This is a genomic window from Streptomyces curacoi (assembly GCF_001513975.1).
Lineage (GTDB): Bacteria > Actinomycetota > Actinomycetes > Streptomycetales > Streptomycetaceae > Streptomyces > Streptomyces curacoi.
Genome location: NZ_KQ948002.1, coordinates 1 through 23,280, shown reverse-complemented (window position 1 = coordinate 23,280; position 23,280 = coordinate 1). Strand labels below are relative to the sequence as shown.

Genomic DNA, 23,280 nt, shown 5'->3' with positions numbered 1-23,280 from the left:
CTCTCTTGGTGATCATCGACGACATGCCGCTGGATGAACTCGCCCGCTCCTGGGAGGAGATCCGCGAGAGCTACGACGACGCGCTCAACGACGCGTACGACCGGACGGTCCTGGACTGCGCCGCGCGGCTCGCCGCCGACCCCGGCGGGGAGTCGGCCCACGTGTGGACGATCGGTCTGCTGATGATGGCCCCCTATCTCGCCTGGGCACCGGGCGACGGCGTCGTGCCGGAGGCCAGAGCGGCACTGGAGGCTGCCGACGGCGCCCTGCGCGACCGGCCCTGCGCGCACGGGACACACCCCTACCGGGAGCATGAGGCCGAGTACGACGAGGACCTCGCCGAGCAGCTGTGCAGCCTCTACGACGAGAGCGCCGTATGGGAGCAGAACCACCCTCGTGAGCAGTGGCTCTGCCCGCGGAATGTCGCCGGACTCGCCCGGATCGCCCTGGACATCATCGAACCCGGTTCGGCCGCGGACGTTCCGCCGCGGCTGCCGGTGGGAGCCCAGGACACCATCGACTCGCTGTCCGCGCTGTTGCACGGCTACCCGGAACCGGGCACGGACATCGACGAGGAGATCTCCTGTCAGGCGGGAGAGCTGCGGTCCGCCAAGCCGGCGGACCGCCCCGGACGCCTCCTGGTCGTCATAGCGGTCGCCTGGTACGCCGCCTCCGACTTCGTACGGAACACCTCCGTACTCGACGAACTGATCGCGGCGCTGGAGGAAGCACTGCCGCACCACGCCGCCGCGACGTGCGCACACGACCGGCACCCGGCCTTGCCCAGCAGCCCGGGCACCGCCGCACTCGGGATCATGCTGAGCACCTCCCAAGGACGCGCTCTCTACGAACGGGACCGCGCGCACAAGGCCCCCTTGGAGCAGCTGCTGTGCCCGGTCGCCCTGGCGGACCTCACCAAGGAGTCGCTGAGGGCGCTGGCCGCCCGACGTGACGAACTCCTGGCCCGTGCTGAGGACGGAGCCGACCGCTAGGGCACTTCTCGGCGGTGGCGCGAGAAACCTGCCGTCACCGCTCACACCGGGAATGCCGCACCGCGGTGTTCTCCTGCCGAGTTCCGGCAGCACCGCGCATCGGGTCCACGCGCTCCAGTCTGGTCCAGCCGGTCCAGCCGTGCTTCTTCAGCAGCTCGATCAGTTGCCCGGCCGGGGGCACTGTCTGGAACGCCAGAGCGTCCATCAGCTTCGCGAACGGCGGTTCGACGCCGGTGTCGTCGACGTAGTCCTCGCCCTGCTCGTCGGCCATCTGCGTGAGGTAGGCGGCCAGTTCGTCGGCCAGCTCGACCAGCAGGGGGTCGTCGTCGGTGCGGTCGAGGGCCTGGCCCAGGACGCGATAGAAACCGACAAAGCGCGGGTCGGTGATCTGCTCCCGCTTGCGTGCCATCCACTCCGGAATCCGCTCGGGCGAAAGCGCGGCCAGCGGAATCCAGCCGTCGCGTTCGACCTGGACGATCCGCTCGTCGACCCCGAGCGCCCGCAGCCGGTCGAGATACTCGACCACCTCCGGGGGCAGCGCCAGACCGTCCCCGGAGGCGAGGCGGGCGATCCGCTCCCGGTGCCGCTGCCGCTCCCGGATCTCCGCCCGCAGCCGCTTGTCGATGTCGGCGATCGCCGCGGCGAAGTCCTCCTCGTCGGCCTGCAGCAGCTCCCGCACACGCCCCAGCGGGACCCCGGCCTCGGCGAGGGTCCGGATCTTGATCAGCTCTACCACGGCGCCGGCGTCGTACCGCCGATAGCCGGAGTGGTCTCGCTCGGGCTCCGGCAGCAGCCCCTTGGCGTGATAGTGCCGGACCGCGCGCACCGTCACTCCGGCATACGACGCCAGCTCGCCGATGGTCAGCATCGGACCAGTCTCCTAGAGGTCGGCCTGTCGGCTGCGGGGTGCGCTCCGAATGATCTCCGCGATTTCCGAGGCGTGGGTGAACACCAACCGGTGGTCGGTGTCGAACCAGAACGTGGAGACGTACGGCCGCTCGCGGACGAGCCGCTCGATACCCGCCCGCCAGAGCTGGTTGTGCCGTGGCGCACGGCCTTCGCCGCTGTCGCCTGCGATGGAAGCCGACATGATCATGCGGACGGGGTGATCGATCTTCCGGTACCGGTCGAGGATTGCGGACCGGACCACATCGATTTCGAGGTTCAGGCCGAGGATGTCCTGGGCGGTGAGCGACACTTGATGCGCGGTTCCCTTTGCCCGCTGGGCCGCTTGCCGCGCCGCCAGGTCGTCCGCCATGGCGCGGAACTCCGCCAGGTCGGCCTCGGTGATGAACGGTTCGGGCAGCGGGTTCGCCCCGTCGATGAGAACGAGTTCGGCGACGGCGTCGGGACGCTCGGCGGCGTAGTGCACGGCCAGATCGGCGCCCAGCGAGTAGCCCACGAGCATGGGTGCCGAGGGCAGGTCGAGTGCCGCGAGCACGGCTATGAGATCACTCAGAAACGCGTTGAAGGAGTACCGTTCGGCGGCCGAGGCGAGGCCATGGCCCCTGAGGTCGAAGGTCACCACGTCGTGGTCGCGGCGAAGGAGCTCGACCAGCTCGTGCAGGTCGGCCTGGGTCGAGTTCAGTCCAGGACACAGGACCAGCGGTCGTCCCCGGCCGCCGCGGGATACCGCGATCTCGACGCCGTCGTGATGGACCGTGAAGTGCCGCACCGCTCCGTTGCCGCTCTTGCCTGTCGCATTGGCTTTCGAAGTCATGCGCGCCATGCTGCGAGGTTGCCCCTGCGTCAGGGTCAACTGCCGCGGTGACCTCCAAGGTTCCGGCAGCCCGGCGTACGGCTGTGTCTCTGTTCCGCTCTCCGGCAAGTCCCTGACGAGCTTTCCGCTGCCCACGCGCGTATGTGAGCGCTTACTAGACTTCCGTCGTGTGAGTTCAGAAACTCCCCTCGACGACTCCTACTTCGACTACTGCCCCTGGGACTTCGAACGCCATGCCACCCCCGAGCAGCGCATGACGCAGGCCGGCCGCCAGCAGCGTCTGACCGACAAGGGCGCGGATTTCGGCCCGCAGTGCTTCGTCTCCGCGGCGGCAGGCGTCTTCCCTGACACCCTGCGGATGGGCGCGAACTGCTATATCGCCGGGCATGCCTATGTGACCGGCGAATTGACCACCGGATCCGACTGCACGGTGAACCCTTATGCCACGGTCCGGGGGCGTGTCGTGCTCGGCAACGGCGTGCGCATCGGAGCACACAGTTCCCTCCTGGGCTTCAATCACGGCTTCGCCCCCGATCGGCCAGTACACCGCCAGCCAATGACCAGCAAAGGCATCACGGTCGGCGATGACGTGTGGATCGGCTCGAACGTGGTCGTCCTGGACGGGGTCACGATCGGCGATCACTGCGTCATCGGAGCCGGAGCCGTCGTCACCAAGGACGTTCCGCCCTGGACGGTCACGGCGGGCAACCCTGCTCGCCCAGTACGTGATCGTCGCACCGGGAGGACAACCGGAGCCGGGGCGCCAGGCGCTTCCGGCCTGGCGGACGCCGTGGCCCGATTCGCTGACCAGGCCCGTGAGCAGGCCGCCGCCGTCATCGACCGGTGCTGGAACGCCGAGACCGGCCGGTACGTCGACCGGCCTGGTGCGCGGGCGACCGTGCGCGCGCACTGCGACGCCATCGAGATCGCCGACCTGCTGCTGGGCTCGCCCCCGCCACAGATGTCCGGGACCGAGCACGCCGAACGGCTGCGTTCCTTGCAGGACCCCGCTACCGGACTGGTCCCCGAATACGGACCGGACGGCAGCCCCGGCGCGCTGCCCGCCCCGTCAGCCGACGGTTGGGTCGGTGATCCCGCCGCCGAGTACCACGTGCTGTCGGTGGGCTACGCTCTCGGGCTTCTTGGCGCGCGTTTCGCCCACCCCGTTCATGCCGCCGCCCGCCTGACGGCGGCTCAGCTCACCGCACGTCTGGAAGCCCTGCCGTGGCGGACGAGGGCGTGGACCGCCGGTGCCTGGGTGGACTGCTGGGCAACCGCTGCCTACCGGAACGCGGAGCTGACCGACGCTCCGGCCGCGCCAGGCGCACTGGAGGCACTGTTCGGCTGGCTCCTCACCCGAACCGATCCCACGACCGGCCTGTGGGGCGCGGCCGGCCCCGCCGACGATGCCCGGCTGCAACTGGTCAACGGTGGCTACCGGCTCATCCGCGGCTCGTTCGCCCAGTTCGGTCTGCAAGTGCCGTACTCGGAGCGCATGGTGGACACGGTGCTGGCCCACAGCCGCGATCCACGCTGGTTCTCACCTGGACGTGAGAACGCCTGCAATGTCCTCGATGTGGCCCACCCGTTGTGGCTCGCCGGGCAGCACAGCGACTACCGTGCCGCCGAAGCCCGCAGCTGGGCGGAGCAGCAGCTGCCGCGGATTCTTGACCGCTGGCAGACCGGGGCAGGCTTCGGTTTCGGGCAGGCCGGCGAGGGTGGCGGGCCGGGGCATCATCCAGGCTTGCAGGGCACGGAAATGTGGCTTGCCATCATCTGGTTGCTGGCTGACATCGTGGGTGTGGCGGGGCGGCTGGGCTACCGGCCACGTGGCGTCCACCGCCCGGAGCCGGGGCCTTGGGCCGCAATCGCCCGGCTCTGTTGACCTGCACTTGTTGTCGGCCCCCTCCGGTACTCTCCCTCGCCTCGCGTCACGTCGCCTAGGCTCCGTTCCCCCTCATCGGCTCGGCCGGGTTCTGGCGCAGGCACACGATCGCTCCTACGGTCGCCGGCGCCAGGAAGGTTCCCATCACCAGGGCCATGGGGACGGCATCACGCGAGCCGAACAGGCCGACGAGTGGGGCGGCGGCGGCGCCGAAGGCGAACTGTGCCGCTCCAAGCAGTGCGGACGTAGCGCCCGGCGCGTCCCGTCCGCGGCTCTGCCCCACCGTGGTCAGGGACGGGAAGAGGAATCCGAAGGACGAGACCGATACGAGCAGACACAGCCATGTGTCCCACAGGCCGCTGCTTCCCGTCGAGGCGAGGACCAGCAGGACCAGCTGGCCGGTCAACCCGGCTGCTGCGCCGACGACCGTCAGCGTCTCCGGGCGGTGCCGACGGGCCAGCCGGCCGTAGAGCAGTGAGGCGCCCAGGTTGCCGAGCGCGTTCACCCCGTAGACGACGCTGCTCATCGCGGGTGACAGGTGCAACACGTCGTGCAGGACGAACGTCGCCCCGGCGATGTACGCGAAGGTGGCTGCCCCCGTACAGCCCATCGTCAGCACCGGCACCAGCACGGCAGGCCGCGTCGCAACGGCACCGGCAGCCCGCAGCACCCTGCTGACCCCGCCTTGCGTACGCCGCCCGTGGGGGAGCGACTCCGGCACGCCCCGCACGATTCCCAGCGTCAGGACGGCTCCGGCGAGGGTCAGCGCGACGAACACGAACCGCCACGGTGCCGCGGCCAGCAGGGCCCCGCCCAGCACGGGCGCCAGCACCGGCCCCAGCGCCCCGATCCCCGACAGGGCCGCACAAACCCGGGACAGTCGGGGGCCGTGGAACAGGTCGACGACCACGGCCCGTCCCACCACGATGCCCGCTGCCCCGGCGACGCCCTGGCCGAAGCGCAGTACGGTCATCGTCTCGATCGTCGGCGCGAGCGCGCACCCCAGGCTGAAGACGGCGAACGCGGAGGTGCCCAGCAGGAGTACGGGCCGTCTGCCGACCATGTCGCTCATCGGTCCCAGAACGAGCTGGCCGACGATGACGCCCACCAGGAACGCCGTGAGGGTCAGCTGCGTTCCGGTGCTCGACGTTCCCAGCGAACGCGCCATCTCCGGCAGCCCGGGCACATACATGTCCGTAGCCAGCGGGCTGGCCGCCCCCAGTCCGGCCAGGACTGCCAGAAGCAGGCCGTGCGACGCCGGTAAACGGTCCTTCGCCGACGAGTCCTGGCGCCCCGCCCGTACCCTCCGTGCGCTCACAGGGGCCCGGCCGTGCCACGCGGCGCCGCTCCGGCGTCGGCTCCTTCCCGGCCCTGCAACCCGGTCTCCACGGCCGCCAGCTGCTGCATGAGCTGACCCGCCAGCCGCAGCAGCCCGCGCTCGGCAGGCGACAGGTGCCGCGCGAGTGCCTCCGCCAGCCAGGCGTTCCCGTCCCGCACGTGCTCGCGCAACGCCTGCTCGCCCGCCGCGGTCAGCGCGATGTCCTGACGACGCCTGTCGGCGGCGCTCCGGGTCCGCGTCACCCTGCCCTGCTGCTCAAGATCATTCAGTACCCGGGTCAGCGACTGCGCCTGCACTCCCTCGATCGACGCCAGTTCACTGACCGTCAGAGGACCGCTGTGCTTGAGGTGGGACAGGAGCGATGCGGACAGCCGGGGGAGTGGCCGGCCGCTTCCCGGTTGCTCCGCGCGTAGCCGGGAAGCCAGTCGTGAGATGCCCCACCGGAGCTGCTCGGCGGCGTGCAGATCCTCGTCACTCACATGCATGGAGACAAGCTAGAGCGTTGTTCCTTCCGGTGAAAGAGCAGGATGAGTCGAAGTATTACCAAGCTTCAGCTTGCTTCTGAGGAGGAACGTCACCCCTGCGGAGCCGACGTCAGCCGGCGACGGGCACGGACACGCCCGGCCCGCTGCGGGCCTTCGCGTCCTGCATCCTGGTCAGCGCGAGCACGAAGAGGATGGCGAGAACGGCGGCGACGATGTCGACCGCGTCCGCGAACAGCACCTGTCCTACGGCCTGACGGATCTCCGCCACCGTCTCGGCTCTGCGGTAGGTGGTGGAGGACATCCGGCCGGCGAGCAGGCCGATCACCCAGGCCGTCCACCAGGCGTTGACGAGCCCGTGCGGGCGGGGCGCGTCCCAGGGTCCGCTGGCATCCCAGATGTCGAGCGCGATCCGGCGGGGGAACCACAGATTCACGACCGGCACGAACCAGCCGCCCACGGCCCAGCCCCGCTTCTTGCGGTGCCCGAACGGATCGAACACCTCGGCGTTGACCCGCACCCGGTGGAACCAGACGAGGAAGAGCACCGCGGTGGAGAGAAGGGCGGCCGTCTGCGCGACACCGGCCGCCGTGTAGAGCGACTCCGCCCGCTCGACCCTGCGCTCCACGTCCTCGGTGATGCCGCCGTCCACGACAGGGCCCAGCACGTCGTACAACATGACGTCCGCCCAGACGGCGAACAGGTCGGTGGCGATGACCAGCCCGAGCAGCACGACGACGGCCCAGCCGAGTCCGACGGGTGAGCTCAGCCAGGCGTTGTGGCCGTGCGGCGGCGCCATGAGCGGCGCCCCGGCGGCGGCGCAGTGAGCGCAGATGACCCCGTCCGGTGCCGCCTCGAAGCGGCGGCATCGTGTGCACAGCATGGCGGAGTAGCCCCCCGTGTCCGAATCCAGTGGAACCGCGCACGGTCCTCCCCAGAACCTCACGCACGGTATGTGGAACATACGGTTCCCCGCGCCCGTACGTCCACTTGTTTCACCTGCGGTTTTCCAGCGCCCTGAGCCTCCGGCTTCCTGAACTCGGCCGGGACCGCCGACCCAGGGCGCGAACGGCCGCCGGGGCCCGGGCGGCAGGGCTCTGAGTCAGCCCAAGCGGATGCGTTGCCTGAGTAAAGAGCAAACAAAAGGAACGGAATGTAGTTGCTCCCTACACGGATGGTTTGATTGAGTGATCATCGAGGGCGGGCCCAGCCGGCCCGCGTTCATGTGAGAGAGCCCGCGCCTTCATCAGCCGTAACAAGCGGAGGAAGACTGCCATGACCATCGTCGGAGACTTATCTTCCCTCGGCCTCCAACGCTGTGTCCTTACTCGTTCCGCGCGCATCCGTCGCGCGGCTCACGGTAATTCCCGGTGCAGAGCACCGTTTTCTCCGGAGAGATAGACCAGGACGGGACTCTCCGTTTCTCGGCTCGCCCTTCGGTCCCTGACCGGGCGTCGTTCGTCAACCGGTGCGGAAATCCTCGGCGCGCCTCCTGTTCCGGCACGGCCGCAGGTACAGGTTTCCCGGTTCCGGCTTCCCTTTTCCGCTTCCGATTTCGTCTGTCCGCTCACCGTTTCCGTTTTCCGCATGTTGGCCTGCCCTCGGCGCATGCCGCATGACGTGCCATCAGAGAGGAAGAATTCCCGTGCGCCAGAACACCGTGCCCTCCCTCCCGCAGCCCGGTCGCCACACCTTCATGGACTGCACCCTGCGCGACGGCTCCTACTCCGTGGACTTCCACTTCGACGCACAGACCGTCGAGACCGTCCTGACCTGCGTCGCGGCGGCGGGACTCGAATGGGTCGAGGTCGGTCACGGCCTCGGCATAGGCGGCGGCACCGTCGCCGGGACGAACCTCTCCGACGAGCAGTGGGGCGAACTCGCCACGAGGTTCCTGCCCGAGAGCTGCCGCTGGGGCATGTTCGTCCAGCCGGGCCTCGCCTCCGTAGCGGACGTACGGCGGATGGCCGGCGCCGGCATGTCCTTCGCCCGCATAGGCGTCGACATCCTGGCCTACGAGGAGGCCTACGCGCATGTGCGGCAGGCCCGCGAGCTGGGCCTGACCGTCTTCGTCAACCTCATGAAGTCCCACCTGGTCGGCCTGGACGAGGCGGTCCGGATCGGCCTCGACATCGAGCGGGCGTGCGCCCCCGACGGCCTGTACTTCGTGGACTCGGTGGGCCAGTTCCTGCCGGAGCAGACCGCCCGCCTCTTCGCCGAGGCGTCCCGCCGGCTGCGCACCCCGCTCGGCTTCCACGGCCACAACAACCTCGGCCTGGCCAACGCCAACACCCTGGCGGCCACCAACAACGGCGCGGCGATCGTGGACTGCACCCTGGCAGGGCTCGGCCGTGACGCCGGCAACGCCGTCCTGGAACAGCTCGCCGCCGTACTGGAGTTGCAGGGCGGCAAGCGCGTCTACCACACCGACGCCCTGGCCCATGCCAGCGAGCACTGCGTCTCCCGGCTCAGGACCGTCGCCACCGACCGCGAACTGCAGGTCCTCGGCGCGCTCTACGGGCTGCACTCCAAGTACTTCCCGGCCATCGACGACGCGGTCGAGGCCTACGCGGTCGACCGCACCCGCCTGATGGAGGCGGTCAAGCCGCACGCCTACGAGCGCGACCTCACCCGCACCGACATCGAGGCCATCGCCAAGTCGCTGCTGCCGGCGGCCTGACGGCCCCACCACAACGAACAGAAGGAGAGCAGGAGATGAAGCTGAGACTCCATCCGTACGAGATCGACGGCCGGCCGGACGTGGTCGTCGAGGACCACGACGGTTACCGCACGTCGGTCCGCCGACTGGCCGAGGCCTTTGGTGACCCCTTCCCCGCCGACGTCGCCGAGCTGGCCGCGGGCGGGCACGTGCCGGCCCTGGTCGACCGGTTCCGCGCGCACCGGGCCGCCGGCCGCCCCGGCCTCGACCTCGGCGAGGTCTCCCTCGCCGACACCCTGCTGCTCACCTCCGTCCCGCAGATCTGGGGAGTGGGCCTGAACTTCGCGCGGCACGCGAGCGACCTGGAGACCGCACAGCCGACAGCCGGGCCGGGGTCGTATCTGCGCCCCTACAGCTGTGTGATCCCCAACGGTGCGCCGATCGTCATCCCCCGGCAGTCCTCGCGCGTCACCGCCGAGGCAGAACTGGGGATCGTACTGGCCAAGGACACCAAGAACGTGCCCGCGGACAAGGCGTTCGAGCACATCCTCGGATTCACGGTCGTCCTGGACATGACCGCCGAGGACGCCATCCGGGAGAACCCCCGACACATCCCGTGGAGCAAGGGCTTCGACACCTTCTGCAGCATCGGCCCCTGCCTGGTGCTGCGGGACCAGGAGCGCTGCGAGGACATCGGCGGCGTCTCCATCGCCACCTACCGCAACGGCTCCCTCGTCGCCCGCAACACCGTGGACGCCATGAAGTACGACCCGGCACGGCTGGTCGAGTACTTCTCGGCGGGCCGCACGCTCCCGGCCGGCACCGTCATCTCCACCGGCACACCCGGAGCCACGGTGATCGCCCCCGGCGACACCGTCCGCGCCGAGGTCTCCGGAGTGGGTGTTCTCGAACACCCCGTCGAGGCCGCTTAGTCACCGAGAACGACAAGGAAGGAAAAGCCATGGTGTTCCAGACCAAGCATTTCGACGACCTCGCCAAAAAGGGCTACTGCGTGATCGAGGAATATCTCGACGCGGAAACCGTCCAGAGCCTGCGAAAGGCATCGGAGACCATACTGTCCGACACGGTCGGCGACACGATGCCGCCGAGTCTCTTCCTGGAAAGCCCGGAACTCAGGGACGCGTTCTTCTCCGCCGAGCTGGAGGAACTGGCCGCCGATCTGCACGCGAAAGTCGGACCACTGCTGCTGTATCCGAACTTCACCGTGCGCAAAGGGCTGGTCGTCGGCTGGCACATCGACGACCGCATGCTCTCCCGGCCCGTGGACGAGGCCGGCGACTTTCCGTCGATCCTGATGTTCAACGTGTTCCTCCAGGACAACGACCCCATCACGGGTGGCGGGGTGGACATCGTGTCGCTCAGTCACCTTTTCAGTCGGGAACAGCGCGAGGGGCTCGTGGCCCACCACGAGTACGTCCCGGAAGACACGGTCGTCGGCAAGGCGGGCGACCTCGTGATCTTCGACTACCGCTGCGTCCACCGCGGCACCCACCCGCAGGTGACCACCGATGTCTCGCGCCTAGCCCTGCAGTGGACCTTCTCCGTCGGCGACGCGGTCGAGCAGGACTACCTGAGCTACCTGCGGGCCCGGCTCACCCAGAAGCTGCACATCTCCGACTACACCCAGCACCGGGCGAGGAACTTCTTCGCCGATCTGCCGTCCGTCACACGGGAGCTGATCGAGGAGTCCTGCGGCAGGACCGTCTTCGGCGACCGGCTCGGCTACCGCGGCCTGTCCGACCTCGTCGAATGGGAAGCCGTCTGATGCCCGACGTCTCCCGCGTGATTCTCGACTCCCTCGGCAGCGAAGGCGTGTCGGTGTTCTTCATGGTCCCCGGCAAGATGATCAACGGGTTCATGTCGAACTACCGCGCCGCCGAACCAGGGAACCACCCACGGATCGCTCCCGTGATCGCCGCGGCCGAGGGCGGGGCCGCGGCGATGGCCGACGGTTACGCCCGGGCCGCGGAAACGTTCGGCGTGGTGGTCGCCCTGGACGGGCCGGGCGTGGCCAACGCCGTCGGCGGCCTCGTCAACGCGGCGGCCGACCGCTCGCCCGTCCTGCTGCTGTCAGGCCATGTACCCACAGGCTTCGACGCCCACGACGCACTCCAGGACGTGACGCCGACGGGCCTCGACATCGCGGCCATGCTGACCCCGGTGACCAGCTCCGCGCTCCAGGTACGCGACGCCCGGCACCCGATCCGGTACTGGAACCGCACCCTGCGCAAGCTCGTCGAGCAGCCGACGCGGCCGGCGTACCTGTCGTACGCCGCGGACGTCCTGTTCGCCGAGACCCGCGAACCCGCCCTGGCCACCGGCTCCTTGTCCGGGCCGCGGGTGATCGGCGACCGCCGGGACCTGGACCGGGTGGTGTCCGTCCTCAATCGCTCCGGCAGCGTCGCCGTCCTGCTGGGCTCGCACGCCGACAACAAGGCCGTACGGCGTCTGATGACCCGGCTGTCCGAGGTGTACGGGATCCCCGTCGGCTGCACCGTGGACGCCAAGGGAGCGTTCACCGAAACCCACCCCAACAGCCTCGGCGTATACGGCTATTCGGGCAACCCACGGGCGATCGACCTGTTCACGCGGCAGCCCCCCGAGACCGTGCTGCTGCTCGGCTGCCGGCCCTCGCAGTGGAACACCAACGGCTGGGACCCCGCCATCGGCGGCGCGCGGCACGTCATCGAGGTGACGTCCGACCTGGAGGACCTCGGCAACTTCGCCCCGGGCTCGGACACCCTGGTCTGGGACGAGGAGTCCTTCCTGCGGCACTGGGAGAGCACCCTGCGCGAGACCGCGGAAGCCGGCCCGGTGTTCTCGGACAACGCGCGGCTGCGCGAGCGGGCCGCACGCACACCGCTGCACGAGCCCCTACCCGACGCCGATCCCGCACACGCTCTGCACCCCGCGCGTGCCGTGCAGATGCTCAACACCTGGCTGCCCGACCGGGTGTGCGTGGTCGACTCCGGCAACCACCGGTCCTTCGCGACGCACTACTGGACCACCGCCGTCGACGCCGGTTTCTACTCCAGCACCTCGATGGGGGTGATGGGCTGGGCGTTCGGTGCGGCGATCGGGGTCTCCTTCGCCCGCGAGGAACCCTGCCTGGTCATCACGGGCGACGGCTGCGCCCTGATGAACGGCATGGAGATCCAGACAGCCGTCCGCTACGGCCGCAACATCGTCTACGCGATCTTCGACAACTCCTCCTACGGCGCCACCTACATGAACAACAAGCAGAACCTGCCGGAGCTGAGCGTGCTCCCCGGACACGACTGGGCGAAGTTCGCCGAGGCCGTAGGCGCGAACGGCTTCCGCGTGAACTCCGCCGACGAACTGGACACCGTGCTGCAGAAGATCAAGGACGTCCACGGCGTGCACGTCCTGCACATCCTCGTCGACCGCGACGCCGCCACCCCGGCCCGGACCTACCGCGCGAACCTGAAGGCGTTCGAGCAGGCCAAGAGCGGGAGTGGGGCGTAGTGCGCACCGACACCAAGGCGCAGCCGGGCGCGCAGGAGCGGCCGGCCGCCAGGTTCACGTCCGCCGAGGTCCGGGTCCTGTTCTTCGCGTTCTTCAGCGTGGTCATCGGCCTGATGGCCGTGGACTTCTTCAACCCGTCCCTGCCGCTGATCCAGAAGGACCTGTCGGTCGGCCAGAGCGCCATGAAGAACCTGATCGTGTTCTACATGATCGTGCTCGGCCTGGCGCAGTTCTTCTACGGCAGTCTCTCCGACGCCCGGGGCCGCAGGATCGCGCTGATCAGCGGACTGGGCGTGGCCGCGGTGGGACTCGTCCTCGGCCATCTCGCCCACGACGTCGGCACGCTGGTGGCCTCCCGGGTGCTGACCGCGCTGGGGACCGCCTCGTGCACGGTGATCTCCCGTGCGCTGATCGTCGACACCCTGCAACCGGGCGACAAGCTGCGCAAGGCGTTCTCGTACTTCTCGATGGCCAGCCAGCTCTCTCCCTCGCTGGCCCCCCTGGTCGGCAGTTTCATCGGCGTCCACTTCGGCTGGCACGCGCAGTTCCTGCTGTTCGCCGTCGCAGTGGTGCTGGGCCTGCTGATGGTGGCGTTCTGGATGCCGGAGACCCACCCGGCACCGGCCCGCACGGCCGGGCGCCCGGGCCGGACCGGGGCCTACCGCTCCCTGCTCGCGAACGTCGGCTTCACCTCGTACAGCCTGGCCTCGGCGCTGATCTTCGCCTTCACCATCGCCTACTACGCGACGGCGCCGTTCGCCTTCGACGCCCTCGGCGTCAGCCCCGTGGGCAACAGCCTCTTCTACATCCTGTACTCGGTCTCCATCATCGCCGGCTCGTTCTTCAACAGCTGGGCGCGGGGGCCGGCGAAGCAGACCTACGCCGCCGGCCTGGCCGCCTACGCGCTGATCTTCGTAGCCGCCGCGTGTGCGGACCTCGACGGCAGTCTGGTGCTGATCGGAGTGTTCTCGGTGCTGCTCGGCTTCACCTGCGGGGTGATGGCCCCGCTGACCCTCACGCTGAGCATGACCGGGGTGGAGACGGCCCGCGGGGCCGCCAGCGCGCTCCAGGGCGCCATCAAGATGTTCTTCACCGGTGTCCTGCTGGTGGTCTTCGACAGCGTGTTCATCGCCGGATTCCGCAACATCGTGCTGATCTTCCTCGGCTTCGCCGCCGCCCTGGTGGTGCTGTTCACCGTCACGGTCGTCGCCGCCCGACGGGAGAAGGCCCATGACTGAGCGCAGAACGGCCCTGGTCCTCGGCGCCACCTCCGGCATCGGCCTCGGCATCGCCCGCCGCCTCGCTGCAGACGGGGTGCGGGTGACGGTGGCGAGCCGCGACCCGGAGCGCGCCCGCCGCACCGCCCAGCACCTCATCACCGATCTGCCCGCCGCCGACGTCCGCGGCATCGGCCTCGACCTGGGCCGCCCCGAAACGATCCGGGACGGCCTCGGAGCCCGCGACGGCGACGCCGACTTCGACATCGTGATCCTCAACGGCCCCGGGTACCGGCCCGGCCCCGTCACCGAGGCATCACCGGAGGCCTTCACCGAGGCCTACCGCACGATGTTCCTCTCACTCCAGCAGGTCGTCGACAGCGTCGTGGAGGGCATGCGCAGGCAGCGGTGGGGCCGTCTGCTCTACGTCTCCTCCAGCTCCGTGATCACGCCGCTGGACGAGCTCGCGGTCTCCTCGGTCGTGCGGTCGGCCGTACACGCGTACCTCAAGCTGCTGGCCAACGCCCTCGCCGCCGACGGCATCACCGTCAACTCGGTCGTCCCCGGCCGCATCGACACCCCACGGGTACGGGCGGTCGACACGGCACGCGCGGCAGCCCGGGGCCTCACCCCCGAACAGATCCGCGAGGAGGCGGAGCAACGCGTTCCCACGGGCCGGTACGGAACCCCGGAACAGGTCGGGGAACTGGCGGCCTTCCTGTGCTCGGACCGGGCGGACTACCTGACCGGCTCCGCGTTCCGGTGCGACGGAGGGATGATCTCTTCTCTGTGAGGGGGACTGCCCTCGTCGTGCTGCCGCCTGTGGCGCATGGCGAGGGCTGCGTCGCGGCGAACGGGGCGGCCGGCGCCGCCACTGCGATGCCGACGGCCCACTACGACCAACTCCGCGCGGTCAGAGGGGCTTGAGCCGGGTGTGCAGGAGGCAGAACTCGTTGCCCTCGGGGTCGGCCAGGACGTGCCAGCTCTCGGTGCCGGTCTGGCCGACGTCGGCGGGCTTGGCGCCGAGAGCGAGCAGCCGCTCCAGCTCGGCGTCCTGGTCGCGGTCGGTGGCGTTGACGTCGATGTGCAGGGGGAGTTTCCCGGTCCGGGGGGCGCTGCTGGGGCTGAGGACGAGGGTGGGTTGGGCGCCGCCGAAACCGGTGTCGGGCGGCCCGATATGGATGCTTCCGTCGTCTTCCCGGCCGAGCTCGACGTAGCCGAGGACCTCGCTCCAGAATGCGGCGAGCCGTTCGGGGTCGGCGCAGTCGAGGACGAGCTCACTGATGCGGCATGCCATGTGCGTCAGTGTACGTAGACCACCCGGGAGTCGATCGGCGGTCAGGCACTCGGCGTCCACGCGGATGGTGCCGGCGCAGGGGCCCGGGTGCGATGAGAACGTGTGGCGTCTGGTGGTGCCGGCGCTGGAAGACGACGGTGCCGGATGCCCGGTGCCCGGTGCCCGGTGCTCGTCCGCCGACGGGCGGAAGGGCCTTCTCACCAGCGGTGCTGGTCCGCCCGCAGCTCAAGCCCCCCCGGACGATCGCGCGTGAGCTGCTCAACAGATGACGACGGAAGACAATTGCTCAGCGGGGCGGGGTGGTTCGCAGGGCTGCCGAGAGTGCGGGCAGGGAGTCCGCTGAGGCATACACGGACACCGCGTCCACCAGCCCGGCTGCGCCGAGGTCGAGGCGGACCGGTGGGTCCAGGTGCAGGACGGCGTTCAGCGAGCTGTCCACTGAGCAGGCGACCGCTCCCGGTTCACCGGGCACGGGCCTGGGGCCCCTGCCCGGGACGGTGCGGACCACCGATGACGCGGAGCGGACCGCCGAGCGAGGCAACGTCACGTCTCCGAGGAATCCGGTCCGCAGGACCACCCGTTGCGCGTTCACCTCATGCGGATGCCGCAGTGTCGCGGCCACCAGTCCGAGCCCAGCCAGTACCAGCAACGCCTCCAGCCCTGCATGCGCCGGCCGAGCCGCAGGCGGCAGCATCGAGGACAGCACAAAGGCCATGACGATCTCCATCACCACCAGGGGCAGCACCAGTTGCCGCAGCCCTGCCGAGTGCCGCAGCCCCGGCAGTGGCCGGCGCCGCACCAGTACCGCTGCCAGCGATCGGGCCCAGATATGCATGACCCCGCCGCTGGTTGGCCTGTGGGTCACGGTCCCCGTCACCCGTTCTATCGCTGTCACGGGCACCCCCCGGATGTGTTGTCCTGTCACTGCTTCCCCCAGACTCCGGCGAGTTCGGGGTGAAGGAAAGTGACGAATGTCAGCGGTCTGCTGGCCACCCGCCATCGCACCGGCGTGGCGGCCGCGGTGATCCTCGCCGCGGTGGTCATCGCTCTGGGCGACGGATGCCTGCCACGGCGGCAACGTGCGCTGCGGAGATCGCCGAGTTGGCAACCGACGGCGAGTTGGCAACCGATGGAGCGTTCGGCGGAAGCCTGGCGGTCTGCGGCGCGGCTGTCGCGGCCGGCACCAAGGCGCTGGCCGCGGGCTGGGCATCTGCTGTCCGGCTCATGCGCACGCAACTTCTCTGCACTTAGGCCGTCCAGGCGTGGCCTCAGGTCGTCCGTGACGCGACCAGCCCTGAGCGCGTGCCAGAAGCTGTTCAGCTCGGAGTGATAGTCCAAAGAAGCGGTGTTCAGTGTCACGTAGCAGGCTCGAAGGGCCTCCGCCATCGCGTGCTTCGCCTCCCCGCTCCGAGCATGAGCATGGCAGTGTCACGCGGAAAGTACGCGATGCGTACGCCCAACGTGCGCAATTCGTTCGGTCGGTGAGGTAGGTTGGCCACAAGGAGGTCCTGTCATGTCCGAGCTGTTCGACCGGGTCGACGCGCTGGTCGCATCCCGCGCCTCGCTGCCGCCGCCCGAGGAGCGCAGGCGGCTGCGGAAGGCCCACGGCCTGACAGCGGACGAGGTGGCCGAAGCCCTGGGCGTGCGCCGCGCGACGGTGAGCGCCTGGGAGTCCGGGAAGACGGAGCCGCGCCCGCCGGAGCGGGACGCGTACGCACGGCTGCTAAACAAACTCGCAGAGCTCTACCCCACCTCCCCCAACAGCTCCGCGGCCGCGCAGGACACGGCGGTGCCGGAGACGTTCACCGGCACGCCCGCCCCCGCAGAAGCAGGGAGTGCGCCCACAGCCCCGGCGCCCGAGGCTCCCACCACAACCACCGCCGAGGACCCCCAGCCCCGCCCCACCACCAACGCCGCTGCCGCGTCGCGTCCGGCGCGCACCGTCAGGCCGTCGGCGACGTCGCGCCGACCGGGCGCGAGGAAGGCCGCCCCGGCGAACACCCCGCCCGGTACCGACCCGCGCATGGCGAACGGCCCGCTCGCGGTCGTCGACATCGACGACGACGGCCAGGTGCTGGCGTACTGCGTCGGCGGCCTGATCCTGGATGTGCCCGCGAAGTCGCTGCCGTCCCTGGTCGACTGGACTCTGAAGGAGGCCGGGCTCGGGCAGCCGAAGCTGTCCGGGCCCGGCAAGGACGCCGACCCGCTGCTCGTACTCACCGAGGCCGCGTGCGAACGCTACGGTCTGCCGGCCGCCCTCACCGACGAAGAGCGCCTGACCGGACGGCTGCCGGAGGGCCACAAGGTCATCAAGCAACTGGCCCGCGCGGACTGGAAGCTCACGAGGCGGGGGTTCGGGCCGTGGGCGCGGATCTACCGCCCGGCGCACGGTTCGGAGCGCTCCTGCGTGCAACTGTGCATCCCGTCGTGGCACGCGCTCGACACCCGCCACTGGGACGGCGCCGCACACCTTCCGCCGGCTGAACTCGCCCAGCTGCTCGGCACGTACGCGTCCCGGGTGATGACCCCGCGCGGGTCGACCGCCGTGACCGGCCTGGAGCTGATGACCGCGCTGCACCCGCCGACCCGCGCCTCCGAGCCCGACGAGAGCGGTAAGCGGCACAGCGAACACAACCCCGGCTCGCTGGGGAAGGACCCGGTCGACTGCGCGCCGTGCGAGGCCCCCGACGGGCATCCGCTGCTCGCCGACCTGCCCCGCTTCCACGTCCGCGGCCCGGCGGAGAAGCTGTTCGAGGAGGCCTACGACTGGGCGCGGCCGCTCACCGACGACGAATGCACGAAGCGGTACCTGGTCGGCATCGACGTCAACATGGCCTTCGCCGCCGGCGCCAACGGCCTGACCGTCGGCCTCGGCGCGCCGACGCACGTGAAGAACCCGGCGTTCGACCCGAAGCTCCCCGGCTCCTGGCTGGTCGACCTCTCCCACGTCGATCTGTCCCGCGCGAAGATCGGCAAGGAGTGGGCGCGGCTGGACGGCAGCCTGCTGCCCAGCCCGTTCACGCCGTCCGGCGAGCGGCCGGCCGGACCTGCCTGGTACGCGACGCCCACCGTCGCCTACGCGGTGGAGCTCGGCTACGACGTCGCGCCGATCGAGGCGTGGGTGCGCTACGACAACGGCCGCTACCTGGACGCCTGGTACACCCGGCTGCGTGACGCGTACATCGCCACGATGGCCGACCTCGGCGTGCACGCCGACGCGAGCCCGGAGGAGTTCCTGGCCGCGATGGACGGCTACAGGGACCGCGACCCGCAGCTGGCGATCGTGGTGTCCGCGATCAAGGCGACGGTCAAGGGCGGCATCGGCAAACTGCGCGAGCGTGCGCGGGGTGGCGGCTGGAAGCCCGGACAGCCGTGGCCGGCCCTGAACCGGCCGACGTGGCGCCCCGACATCCGCGCCGCGGTCATCTCCCGCACACGCATCAACATGCACCGCAAGATCGTCAAGCATGCGGCGTTCACCGGTCAGTACCCGGTCGCGATCCTCTCGGACTGTGCCGTGTACGCCGCCGACGGACCGAGCCCGCTGGACTTCCTGCCCTACCGGGACGGCAAGCCCCTGCCGGGCGGCTGGAGGCTCGGCGTATCGCCCGGGATGGTCAAGCACGAGGGCACCCAGACCGTGCTGTGGGGCGAGGGCGTACGCGACCAGTTCAACGCCCCCGAGCTCAACCTCGCCCGGTACATCAAGACCGGCGAGGTCACCGACGTCGGCAGCGGAGAGTAGGAGAGGGCGATGACCTTGTTCGGGGACGGCTTGGACCAGGCGGTGCAGAAGGCGTTCACGCGCCCGATCCCCAAGAGCGCGCCCGCGCAGATGCGGTACCTGGTCAAACAGCTCAAGGGCACCAAGCCGGTTGCCCAGATGCTGCGCATCTCCCAGCGCACCGTCGAGCGCTATGTGAAAGACCAGATCAAAAAGCCCCGCCCGGACCTCGCCGCACGCCTGGAGGCCGAGGTGAAGAAGCGGTGGCAGCCACAGATCCGGGCCAAGGCCAAGCAGCGCGCGGCGACCACCGACGGCATCGTCATCGACACCCGCGCCCGGATCGGCTACACCGCCCCGATCGGCACGACCGACGACGCCCGCCTCCGCCACCTCACGGTCGCACTGCCGCCGCAGTACGCCGCCCGCCTCTTCGACGCCCAGCAGCAGGGCGCCACCGACCAGCGTCTGCAGGAGATCGCCGCAGAAGGGCTCAAGGAGGTCTACTTCCAGGACGGCGGCCGACGAGCCGGAAGCCTGGAAGAGGTCCGCTTCACGGACATCGAGCACATCGAGTTCGACCTGTAACCCCTTGAACGCCGCGCGCCCCGAACCGCATCGGCCCGGGGCCCGCAGTTCCGCGACGGCCGGTTGATCATGCACGCGACGCCGGGTCCAGGGCCGCACGGGCGGCCGCGGTCACGGTGTCTGGCTGTGCGGCACGCCCCGCCCCGCCGCCGGGTCGTCGAGCGCTCGTTGTCGTGGATCATGCGGGCCGTCGGCACTGCCGGGACCACGAGAGGCTGCCACAGTCAGCGAGTCGCTCATCACGTGAGCATCCATCACGCGATGACCCGCCGCCTCACCGGCAACAAGAGCGGCGGCTGGCGAAGGCGCCAGCCACCACGCTGGCGGCAGCCGCTGACCGCCAAGATCCATCTCATCGTCGTCACGCCGACGACACACACACGGCGCACGCGGAGCCCCTGGGGGCATATACGACCGACATTCCGCCAAGAAGTCCGTATTGGCGCTCCCCAATAGCGCTGGGCGGTCAGTGGCTTCCAGCAGGTGGGTCAGGGAGCTTGCCGATTGCGAGGCCGAGCCGCATGTTGATCTGCCACTCCAGCTCGGCGGCCTGCGCTGCCAGCGGGTCCGCCGCTACCTCGTCCTGATCACCACGGGCCTTGATGCGGACGGTGTCATCCGCGATGGCCTTGTACGCCAGATCCACGGCCGCGTCGACTCCGCAGCGCCCGCAGATCCGCACGCACGTGCAAGTACGACCCTGGAGCCGACGCCCAGGTCGCCGTCGAAGTCATTCAGCGGAACTCAGGATGATGATCCAGTTGGCGACTTTACTCAGTGACAGTTGGCCACATGGGCCGTGGAATCCGCGACTCCCCCCAGCGTGGCTGAGCCCGCGGATGCGGAGCTGTCTGGGTAGGCGCACGCTGAGGTTATGAGTGGCAGGAATGCCACGGGTCGGCTAAGGAACGCACTGGGCGGTTATGACTACGGACCATCCGCCACCACCTGCCGAACCGCCTCCGCCGCGCCCGGGCGAGGCGAGACCAAGGCGTGTACATCCGGTGGTCGCGGCTCTCGTCGGCGTTGTCATCGGAGCTGGCACGGTCGGTGCCGTTTGGGCCATTACGGCTGACACCGGGCAGACGGTGAAAGAGACCCCTGTGACCCCTACCCGTGTCACGCCCCGGCCGCCTGCCACGTTCACCCTGACCGGGACGTTCGAGCTGACTGACGGGGTCGTCGGCGATGACGCTGGTGGGTGTAAGGGCGGGGATGGCTATGACGACATCTTTGAGGGTACGGCGGTCACGGTGTACGACGCGGCGGGGACGGTGGTCGCTACTGGCTATCTCGGCGACTCGACGCGGGAGGGTGGCACCTGCCGGTTCAGTGTGTCCGTCGGTGGCGTGCCGACAGGCAGGGGCTTCTACAAGGTAGAGGTATCTCACCGAGGGACAGTGCAGTTGACGGAAGCGCAGGCGCGAGCCGGGCTGTTCGGTGCATCGTTGGGCTGACCGCGGAGCGCCTTGCCGCGCGAATGCGCAACGAACAGCCCAGGGCGCCGGGAGTCCTCCATGTACATTCCGGCCGGATCCGGCTCAGGCGGAACGCTGGCCACGTGCTGCACAGCTGGTGCATGGGTGACTCGGCGACCGCAGGTAGGCGCCCACCGCACGCCGGCTGGGCGTGCGTGACCAAGAGGCACAGGTCTGGCGGGGTGCTTGGGGGACTGGAGGTGCGGGTGGTGGTTTCACCCATCTGCATGTGGCCTTCGCCTGTTCGGCCCGCTACGGCGCCGCGCTGCCCGGCGCCCTCGTCCAGCGCGCCGTCGAGCGCGGGATGACAACGCTCGCGCTGACCGACCGCGACACCGTCGCCGGAACCGTCCGGTTCACCACCGCCACCGCCGCCGCGGCCACCGGAATCCACCCTGCCTTCGGCGTGGACGTCGCCGTCGCCCCGTGCGAGCCGCCGTCACCATCGCGCAGCCATGCCCGCCCGTGCTGCACGAGTTCGCCGACCGGGACCTGGTGGTGATGCTCGGGCCGGCCTCCGAACCGATGCGGCTCTGTCGGCCGGGCGCCCGGACAAAGCCGAGCAGCTCCTCGTGCCGTGGCGGGGAGTGTGGCTCGGGCGCCAGGGCACCGGGCCGGGATCGCTGCGTCTGGTGGCGAGGACCGTGGGCTTGACCGACCAGCAGCCGGCCCCGCGCCGCGGCAAGGTCCTGGAGGCCCCCGGCCGCCCGCGAGGTGAGCCGGCCTCCTGCCGCCGCCGCTGCTCGCCCACGCGGCTCTGCTCGCCGAGCTCGCCCGCCTGGTCCCGGCGACGGCCCGGACGGCCGGGAGGTACCGCATCACTGATGCCCGCTGGGGGCCTCGCTGGGGAGAGCTTCGCACGCCGCCGGGGCTCCTGCCGAAGCCAGGAGCGCGAGTCGATGCGGCAGCGCGCCCGGACCCCGGACTGAGCGGTCACGCAATACGTGGCCTGCGGCTGGCGGGCTGCTACGACCGGCCTCTCCGCGCCGGCGTAGCGACCGTCTGCGTCGACGCGGATTTTGGCGGTGAGGATCGGTACCGGCCCAGGGGCGGGCATGGGGTGAAGATGAATGACCGGTAGCCGTCGAACTTGGTTTACGCGCTGTTGGGCTGTCAACGAAGGTCCGGCGGTCAGTTATGTGGTGGGCGAGTCCCGGTGAGGTCGGACAGGGCTGGCTCGCACAGTCGTACGGTGCCGTGACTGCAGCCTGGCATGCACCCTCACCGGCGCACGAGACTGTTCAGGTCTTTATGGCCGATGCCCGGTTGGCAGAGCGCGAGCCAGCCGTGGTCACGCATAGGAGTTGTGGGGCCGATGTGGTGGGGATCGACGGACAGCCGACCACAGGCAAGACTCACGCCCGCCATGTCCTCATTCGGGAAAGCGCCGTCGGCCTGAGGGTTGAAGTCGGTTTCGCCAATGCGGAGTTCTTCCTCAGGGAGCGGATCGCCGGTCCACTCCGGGCTGCTTTCTGCTGCGTATCGCCGACGGATACGGCCCTGGTGGGCGACCACCCAGACGTCGGAACCCGCCGCCGAGTCCTCGTAGAACATCTGCGCCTCGCCACAATAGGCGCTCAGCCGTTCCACCGCACCCATCCACTCATCCCACTCGAGGCCCACCAGATCGACAAGGTTGCCGAAGATCAGCCGCCATCCGTCCAGTTCAGGCGTGACGAAGGTGGGGAGCGCACCCTTGCGAAACGGCAGGTCCTCCACGGCGGCGCCCTCCTCCAGCGTGACCGGGAAGCGGTCGTGCAGACCGAGCGCCTCGAATAGCCCTTCGTACGCAGCACCGGGCACCGCATACCACCAGCCGCCAGGATCGAGAGGAAACGGCTCCTCGCCGGCGGACTTGAGACGCGCGCGGCGCTCCAGGAGCAGCCTGTCACGTGCGTCGAGGCGGTCGATCAAGCCGATGGCGATGAGCTCGCCCAGCCTGCTGTGGGTCATGGCCGATGATCCTATGCAGCCACGGCGAACAACTGCCCACCGGGTAGCCACTGGTGGCGCGGCCCTACACCGCCCGGGCGAGGCTGACGGTCCTGGACCGCCGGCACCTCGTCCTCCTCCATCGCGCGGAGAATGAGGGAGGCCAGCGGACTGAGAGGACGGGCTCGTACGGCACCGTCTGTTCCGGACACGCGGTCAGTGGTGAACCGGAGATGACGGCCCGCATCAGCATCGGTGCGGGCCCCCGTCCCCACATCGACCGCCGGCAGCGAGAGGGACGAAAGAGCCGACGTCCCGCGCATCTGCGCCGGTCCCGGGCAGCCGGACGGCCGACTTCGAGAGACTTGGTTGTGCGTCGCCCCGAAAGTGAGGCTATCCATATCGCCGCGATTTGGGGCGGGCAGGCGACGGGACATGGGCTAAGAGGCCCTGACAGAAT

19 protein-coding genes and 2 pseudogenes are annotated in these 23,280 nt (G+C 69.7%); 12 read left to right on the top strand and 9 right to left on the bottom strand.

All coding sequences use genetic code 11. The features are described from left to right. Positions 1-992 (top strand): annotated as a pseudogene (locus AQI70_RS36510) (hypothetical protein); the annotation flags it as partial. A gap of 34 nt (positions 993-1,026) precedes the next feature. On the opposite strand, the gene AQI70_RS36505 reads toward AQI70_RS36510, so the two are convergent. Continuing rightward, positions 1,027-1,860 carry a MerR family transcriptional regulator gene (locus AQI70_RS36505; RefSeq protein ID WP_062156751.1) on the bottom strand — a complete coding sequence of 278 codons (834 nt, stop codon included), beginning with the start codon at positions 1,858-1,860 and terminating at the stop codon, positions 1,027-1,029. A gap of 12 nt (positions 1,861-1,872) precedes the next feature. After that, on the bottom strand, positions 1,873-2,712 hold the full coding sequence (locus AQI70_RS36500; protein WP_062156750.1) for an alpha/beta hydrolase: 840 nt from the start codon (positions 2,710-2,712) through the stop codon (positions 1,873-1,875). A 169-nt stretch (positions 2,713-2,881) separates the two neighbouring features. On the opposite strand from AQI70_RS36500, the gene AQI70_RS36495 reads away from it, so the two are divergent. Beyond that, positions 2,882-4,597: an acyltransferase gene (locus tag AQI70_RS36495; protein ID WP_062156749.1), complete on the top strand. Its 1,716-nt coding sequence runs from the start codon at positions 2,882-2,884 to the stop codon at positions 4,595-4,597. A gap of 55 nt (positions 4,598-4,652) precedes the next feature. On the opposite strand, the gene AQI70_RS36490 is transcribed toward AQI70_RS36495, so the two are convergent. The 3 genes from AQI70_RS36490 to AQI70_RS36480 all read right to left on the bottom strand — a co-directional run bounded on the left by AQI70_RS36490 (position 4,653) and on the right by AQI70_RS36480 (position 7,301). Then, positions 4,653-5,915, bottom strand: a complete 1,263-nt coding sequence (locus AQI70_RS36490) for a multidrug effflux MFS transporter (protein WP_244181986.1) — start codon at positions 5,913-5,915, stop codon at positions 4,653-4,655. Continuing rightward, on the bottom strand, positions 5,912-6,421 hold the full coding sequence (locus AQI70_RS36485; RefSeq protein WP_062156747.1) for a MarR family winged helix-turn-helix transcriptional regulator: 510 nt from the start codon (positions 6,419-6,421) through the stop codon (positions 5,912-5,914). Before AQI70_RS36485 ends, AQI70_RS36490 begins: the two co-directional genes overlap by 4 nt. Positions 6,422-6,530: 109 nt before the next feature. Beyond that, entirely contained in the window at positions 6,531-7,301 is a 771-nt protein-coding gene (locus AQI70_RS36480) for a DUF4328 domain-containing protein (protein ID WP_107117165.1), read from the bottom strand. A 762-nt stretch (positions 7,302-8,063) separates the two neighbouring features. On the opposite strand from AQI70_RS36480, the gene AQI70_RS36475 reads away from it, so the two are divergent. The 6 genes from AQI70_RS36475 to AQI70_RS36450 are packed head-to-tail and all read left to right on the top strand — an operon-like array spanning position 8,064 to position 14,594. Then, positions 8,064-9,098 (top strand): beta/alpha barrel domain-containing protein, encoded by a 1,035-nt coding sequence (locus AQI70_RS36475; protein ID WP_062156746.1) that lies wholly within the window; start codon positions 8,064-8,066, stop codon positions 9,096-9,098. A gap of 35 nt (positions 9,099-9,133) precedes the next feature. Continuing rightward, complete coding sequence (locus tag AQI70_RS36470) at positions 9,134-10,009, top strand: fumarylacetoacetate hydrolase family protein (protein ID WP_062156745.1); 876 nt, start codon at positions 9,134-9,136, stop codon at positions 10,007-10,009. A gap of 29 nt (positions 10,010-10,038) precedes the next feature. Beyond that, entirely contained in the window at positions 10,039-10,863 is an 825-nt protein-coding gene (locus AQI70_RS36465) for a phytanoyl-CoA dioxygenase family protein (protein WP_062156744.1), read from the top strand. After that, positions 10,863-12,584, top strand: a complete 1,722-nt coding sequence (locus tag AQI70_RS36460; protein WP_062156743.1) for a thiamine pyrophosphate-binding protein — start codon at positions 10,863-10,865, stop codon at positions 12,582-12,584. Before AQI70_RS36465 ends, AQI70_RS36460 begins: the two co-directional genes overlap by 1 nt. Next, positions 12,584-13,822 (top strand): MFS transporter, encoded by a 1,239-nt coding sequence (locus AQI70_RS36455; protein ID WP_062156742.1) that lies wholly within the window; start codon positions 12,584-12,586, stop codon positions 13,820-13,822. The genes AQI70_RS36460 and AQI70_RS36455 overlap by 1 nt, the downstream gene beginning before the upstream one ends. After that, positions 13,815-14,594 (top strand): SDR family oxidoreductase, encoded by a 780-nt coding sequence (locus AQI70_RS36450; protein WP_062156741.1) that lies wholly within the window; start codon positions 13,815-13,817, stop codon positions 14,592-14,594. Before AQI70_RS36455 ends, AQI70_RS36450 begins: the two co-directional genes overlap by 8 nt. Positions 14,595-14,714: 120 nt before the next feature. On the opposite strand, the gene AQI70_RS36445 is transcribed toward AQI70_RS36450, so the two are convergent. Next, positions 14,715-15,098, bottom strand: a complete 384-nt coding sequence (locus AQI70_RS36445; RefSeq protein ID WP_062156740.1) for a VOC family protein — start codon at positions 15,096-15,098, stop codon at positions 14,715-14,717. 286 nt (positions 15,099-15,384) lie between these two features. Beyond that, positions 15,385-15,963: a hypothetical protein gene (locus AQI70_RS36440; RefSeq protein WP_159042768.1), complete on the bottom strand. Its 579-nt coding sequence runs from the start codon at positions 15,961-15,963 to the stop codon at positions 15,385-15,387. A 648-nt stretch (positions 15,964-16,611) separates the two neighbouring features. Between AQI70_RS36440 and tap the strand changes: the two genes are divergently transcribed. After that, the gene (gene tap, locus AQI70_RS36435; RefSeq protein ID WP_062156738.1) at positions 16,612-18,843 is read left to right on the top strand and encodes a telomere-associated protein Tap; all 2,232 of its coding nucleotides are present in this window, start codon (positions 16,612-16,614) and stop codon (positions 18,841-18,843) included. A 9-nt stretch (positions 18,844-18,852) separates the two neighbouring features. After that, positions 18,853-19,410 carry a telomere-protecting terminal protein Tpg gene (tpg, locus tag AQI70_RS36430; protein ID WP_062156737.1) on the top strand — a complete coding sequence of 186 codons (558 nt, stop codon included), beginning with the start codon at positions 18,853-18,855 and terminating at the stop codon, positions 19,408-19,410. Positions 19,411-19,876: 466 nt separating this feature from the next. Here tpg and AQI70_RS36425 read toward each other — a convergent pair whose 3' ends face one another. Then, positions 19,877-20,056, bottom strand: a complete 180-nt coding sequence (locus AQI70_RS36425) for a hypothetical protein (RefSeq protein WP_062156736.1) — start codon at positions 20,054-20,056, stop codon at positions 19,877-19,879. Between the two features lie 358 nt (positions 20,057-20,414). Here AQI70_RS36425 and AQI70_RS36420 point away from each other — a divergent pair, with 358 nt between their 5' ends. Both AQI70_RS36420 and AQI70_RS41020 read left to right on the top strand, forming a co-directional pair. Further along, entirely contained in the window at positions 20,415-20,867 is a 453-nt protein-coding gene (locus AQI70_RS36420) for a hypothetical protein (protein ID WP_244181985.1), read from the top strand. Between the two features lie 286 nt (positions 20,868-21,153). Continuing rightward, positions 21,154-21,553: pseudogene (locus tag AQI70_RS41020) on the top strand (PHP domain-containing protein); the annotation flags it as partial. A 556-nt stretch (positions 21,554-22,109) separates the two neighbouring features. Here the strand turns inward: AQI70_RS41020 and AQI70_RS36410 are convergent. Continuing rightward, on the bottom strand, positions 22,110-22,841 hold the full coding sequence (locus AQI70_RS36410) for a hypothetical protein (RefSeq protein ID WP_062156734.1): 732 nt from the start codon (positions 22,839-22,841) through the stop codon (positions 22,110-22,112). Positions 22,842-23,280: the final 439 nt, after the last annotated feature.

Coding starts and splice junctions, on each gene's coding strand:
- AQI70_RS36480 (WP_107117165.1), bottom strand. CDS start 7,301: ATGCTGTGCACACGATGCCGCCGCTTCGAGGCGGCACCGGACGGGGTC.
- AQI70_RS36470 (WP_062156745.1), top strand. CDS start 9,134: ATGAAGCTGAGACTCCATCCGTACGAGATCGACGGCCGGCCGGACGTG.
- AQI70_RS36505 (WP_062156751.1), bottom strand. CDS start 1,860: ATGCTGACCATCGGCGAGCTGGCGTCGTATGCCGGAGTGACGGTGCGC.
- AQI70_RS36450 (WP_062156741.1), top strand. CDS start 13,815: ATGACTGAGCGCAGAACGGCCCTGGTCCTCGGCGCCACCTCCGGCATC.
- tpg (WP_062156737.1), top strand. CDS start 18,853: ATGACCTTGTTCGGGGACGGCTTGGACCAGGCGGTGCAGAAGGCGTTC.
- AQI70_RS36410 (WP_062156734.1), bottom strand. CDS start 22,841: ATGACCCACAGCAGGCTGGGCGAGCTCATCGCCATCGGCTTGATCGAC.
- tap (WP_062156738.1), top strand. CDS start 16,612: ATGTCCGAGCTGTTCGACCGGGTCGACGCGCTGGTCGCATCCCGCGCC.
- AQI70_RS36460 (WP_062156743.1), top strand. CDS start 10,863: ATGCCCGACGTCTCCCGCGTGATTCTCGACTCCCTCGGCAGCGAAGGC.
- AQI70_RS36465 (WP_062156744.1), top strand. CDS start 10,039: ATGGTGTTCCAGACCAAGCATTTCGACGACCTCGCCAAAAAGGGCTAC.
- AQI70_RS36500 (WP_062156750.1), bottom strand. CDS start 2,712: ATGACTTCGAAAGCCAATGCGACAGGCAAGAGCGGCAACGGAGCGGTG.
- AQI70_RS36445 (WP_062156740.1), bottom strand. CDS start 15,098: ATGGCATGCCGCATCAGTGAGCTCGTCCTCGACTGCGCCGACCCCGAA.
- AQI70_RS36485 (WP_062156747.1), bottom strand. CDS start 6,421: ATGCATGTGAGTGACGAGGATCTGCACGCCGCCGAGCAGCTCCGGTGG.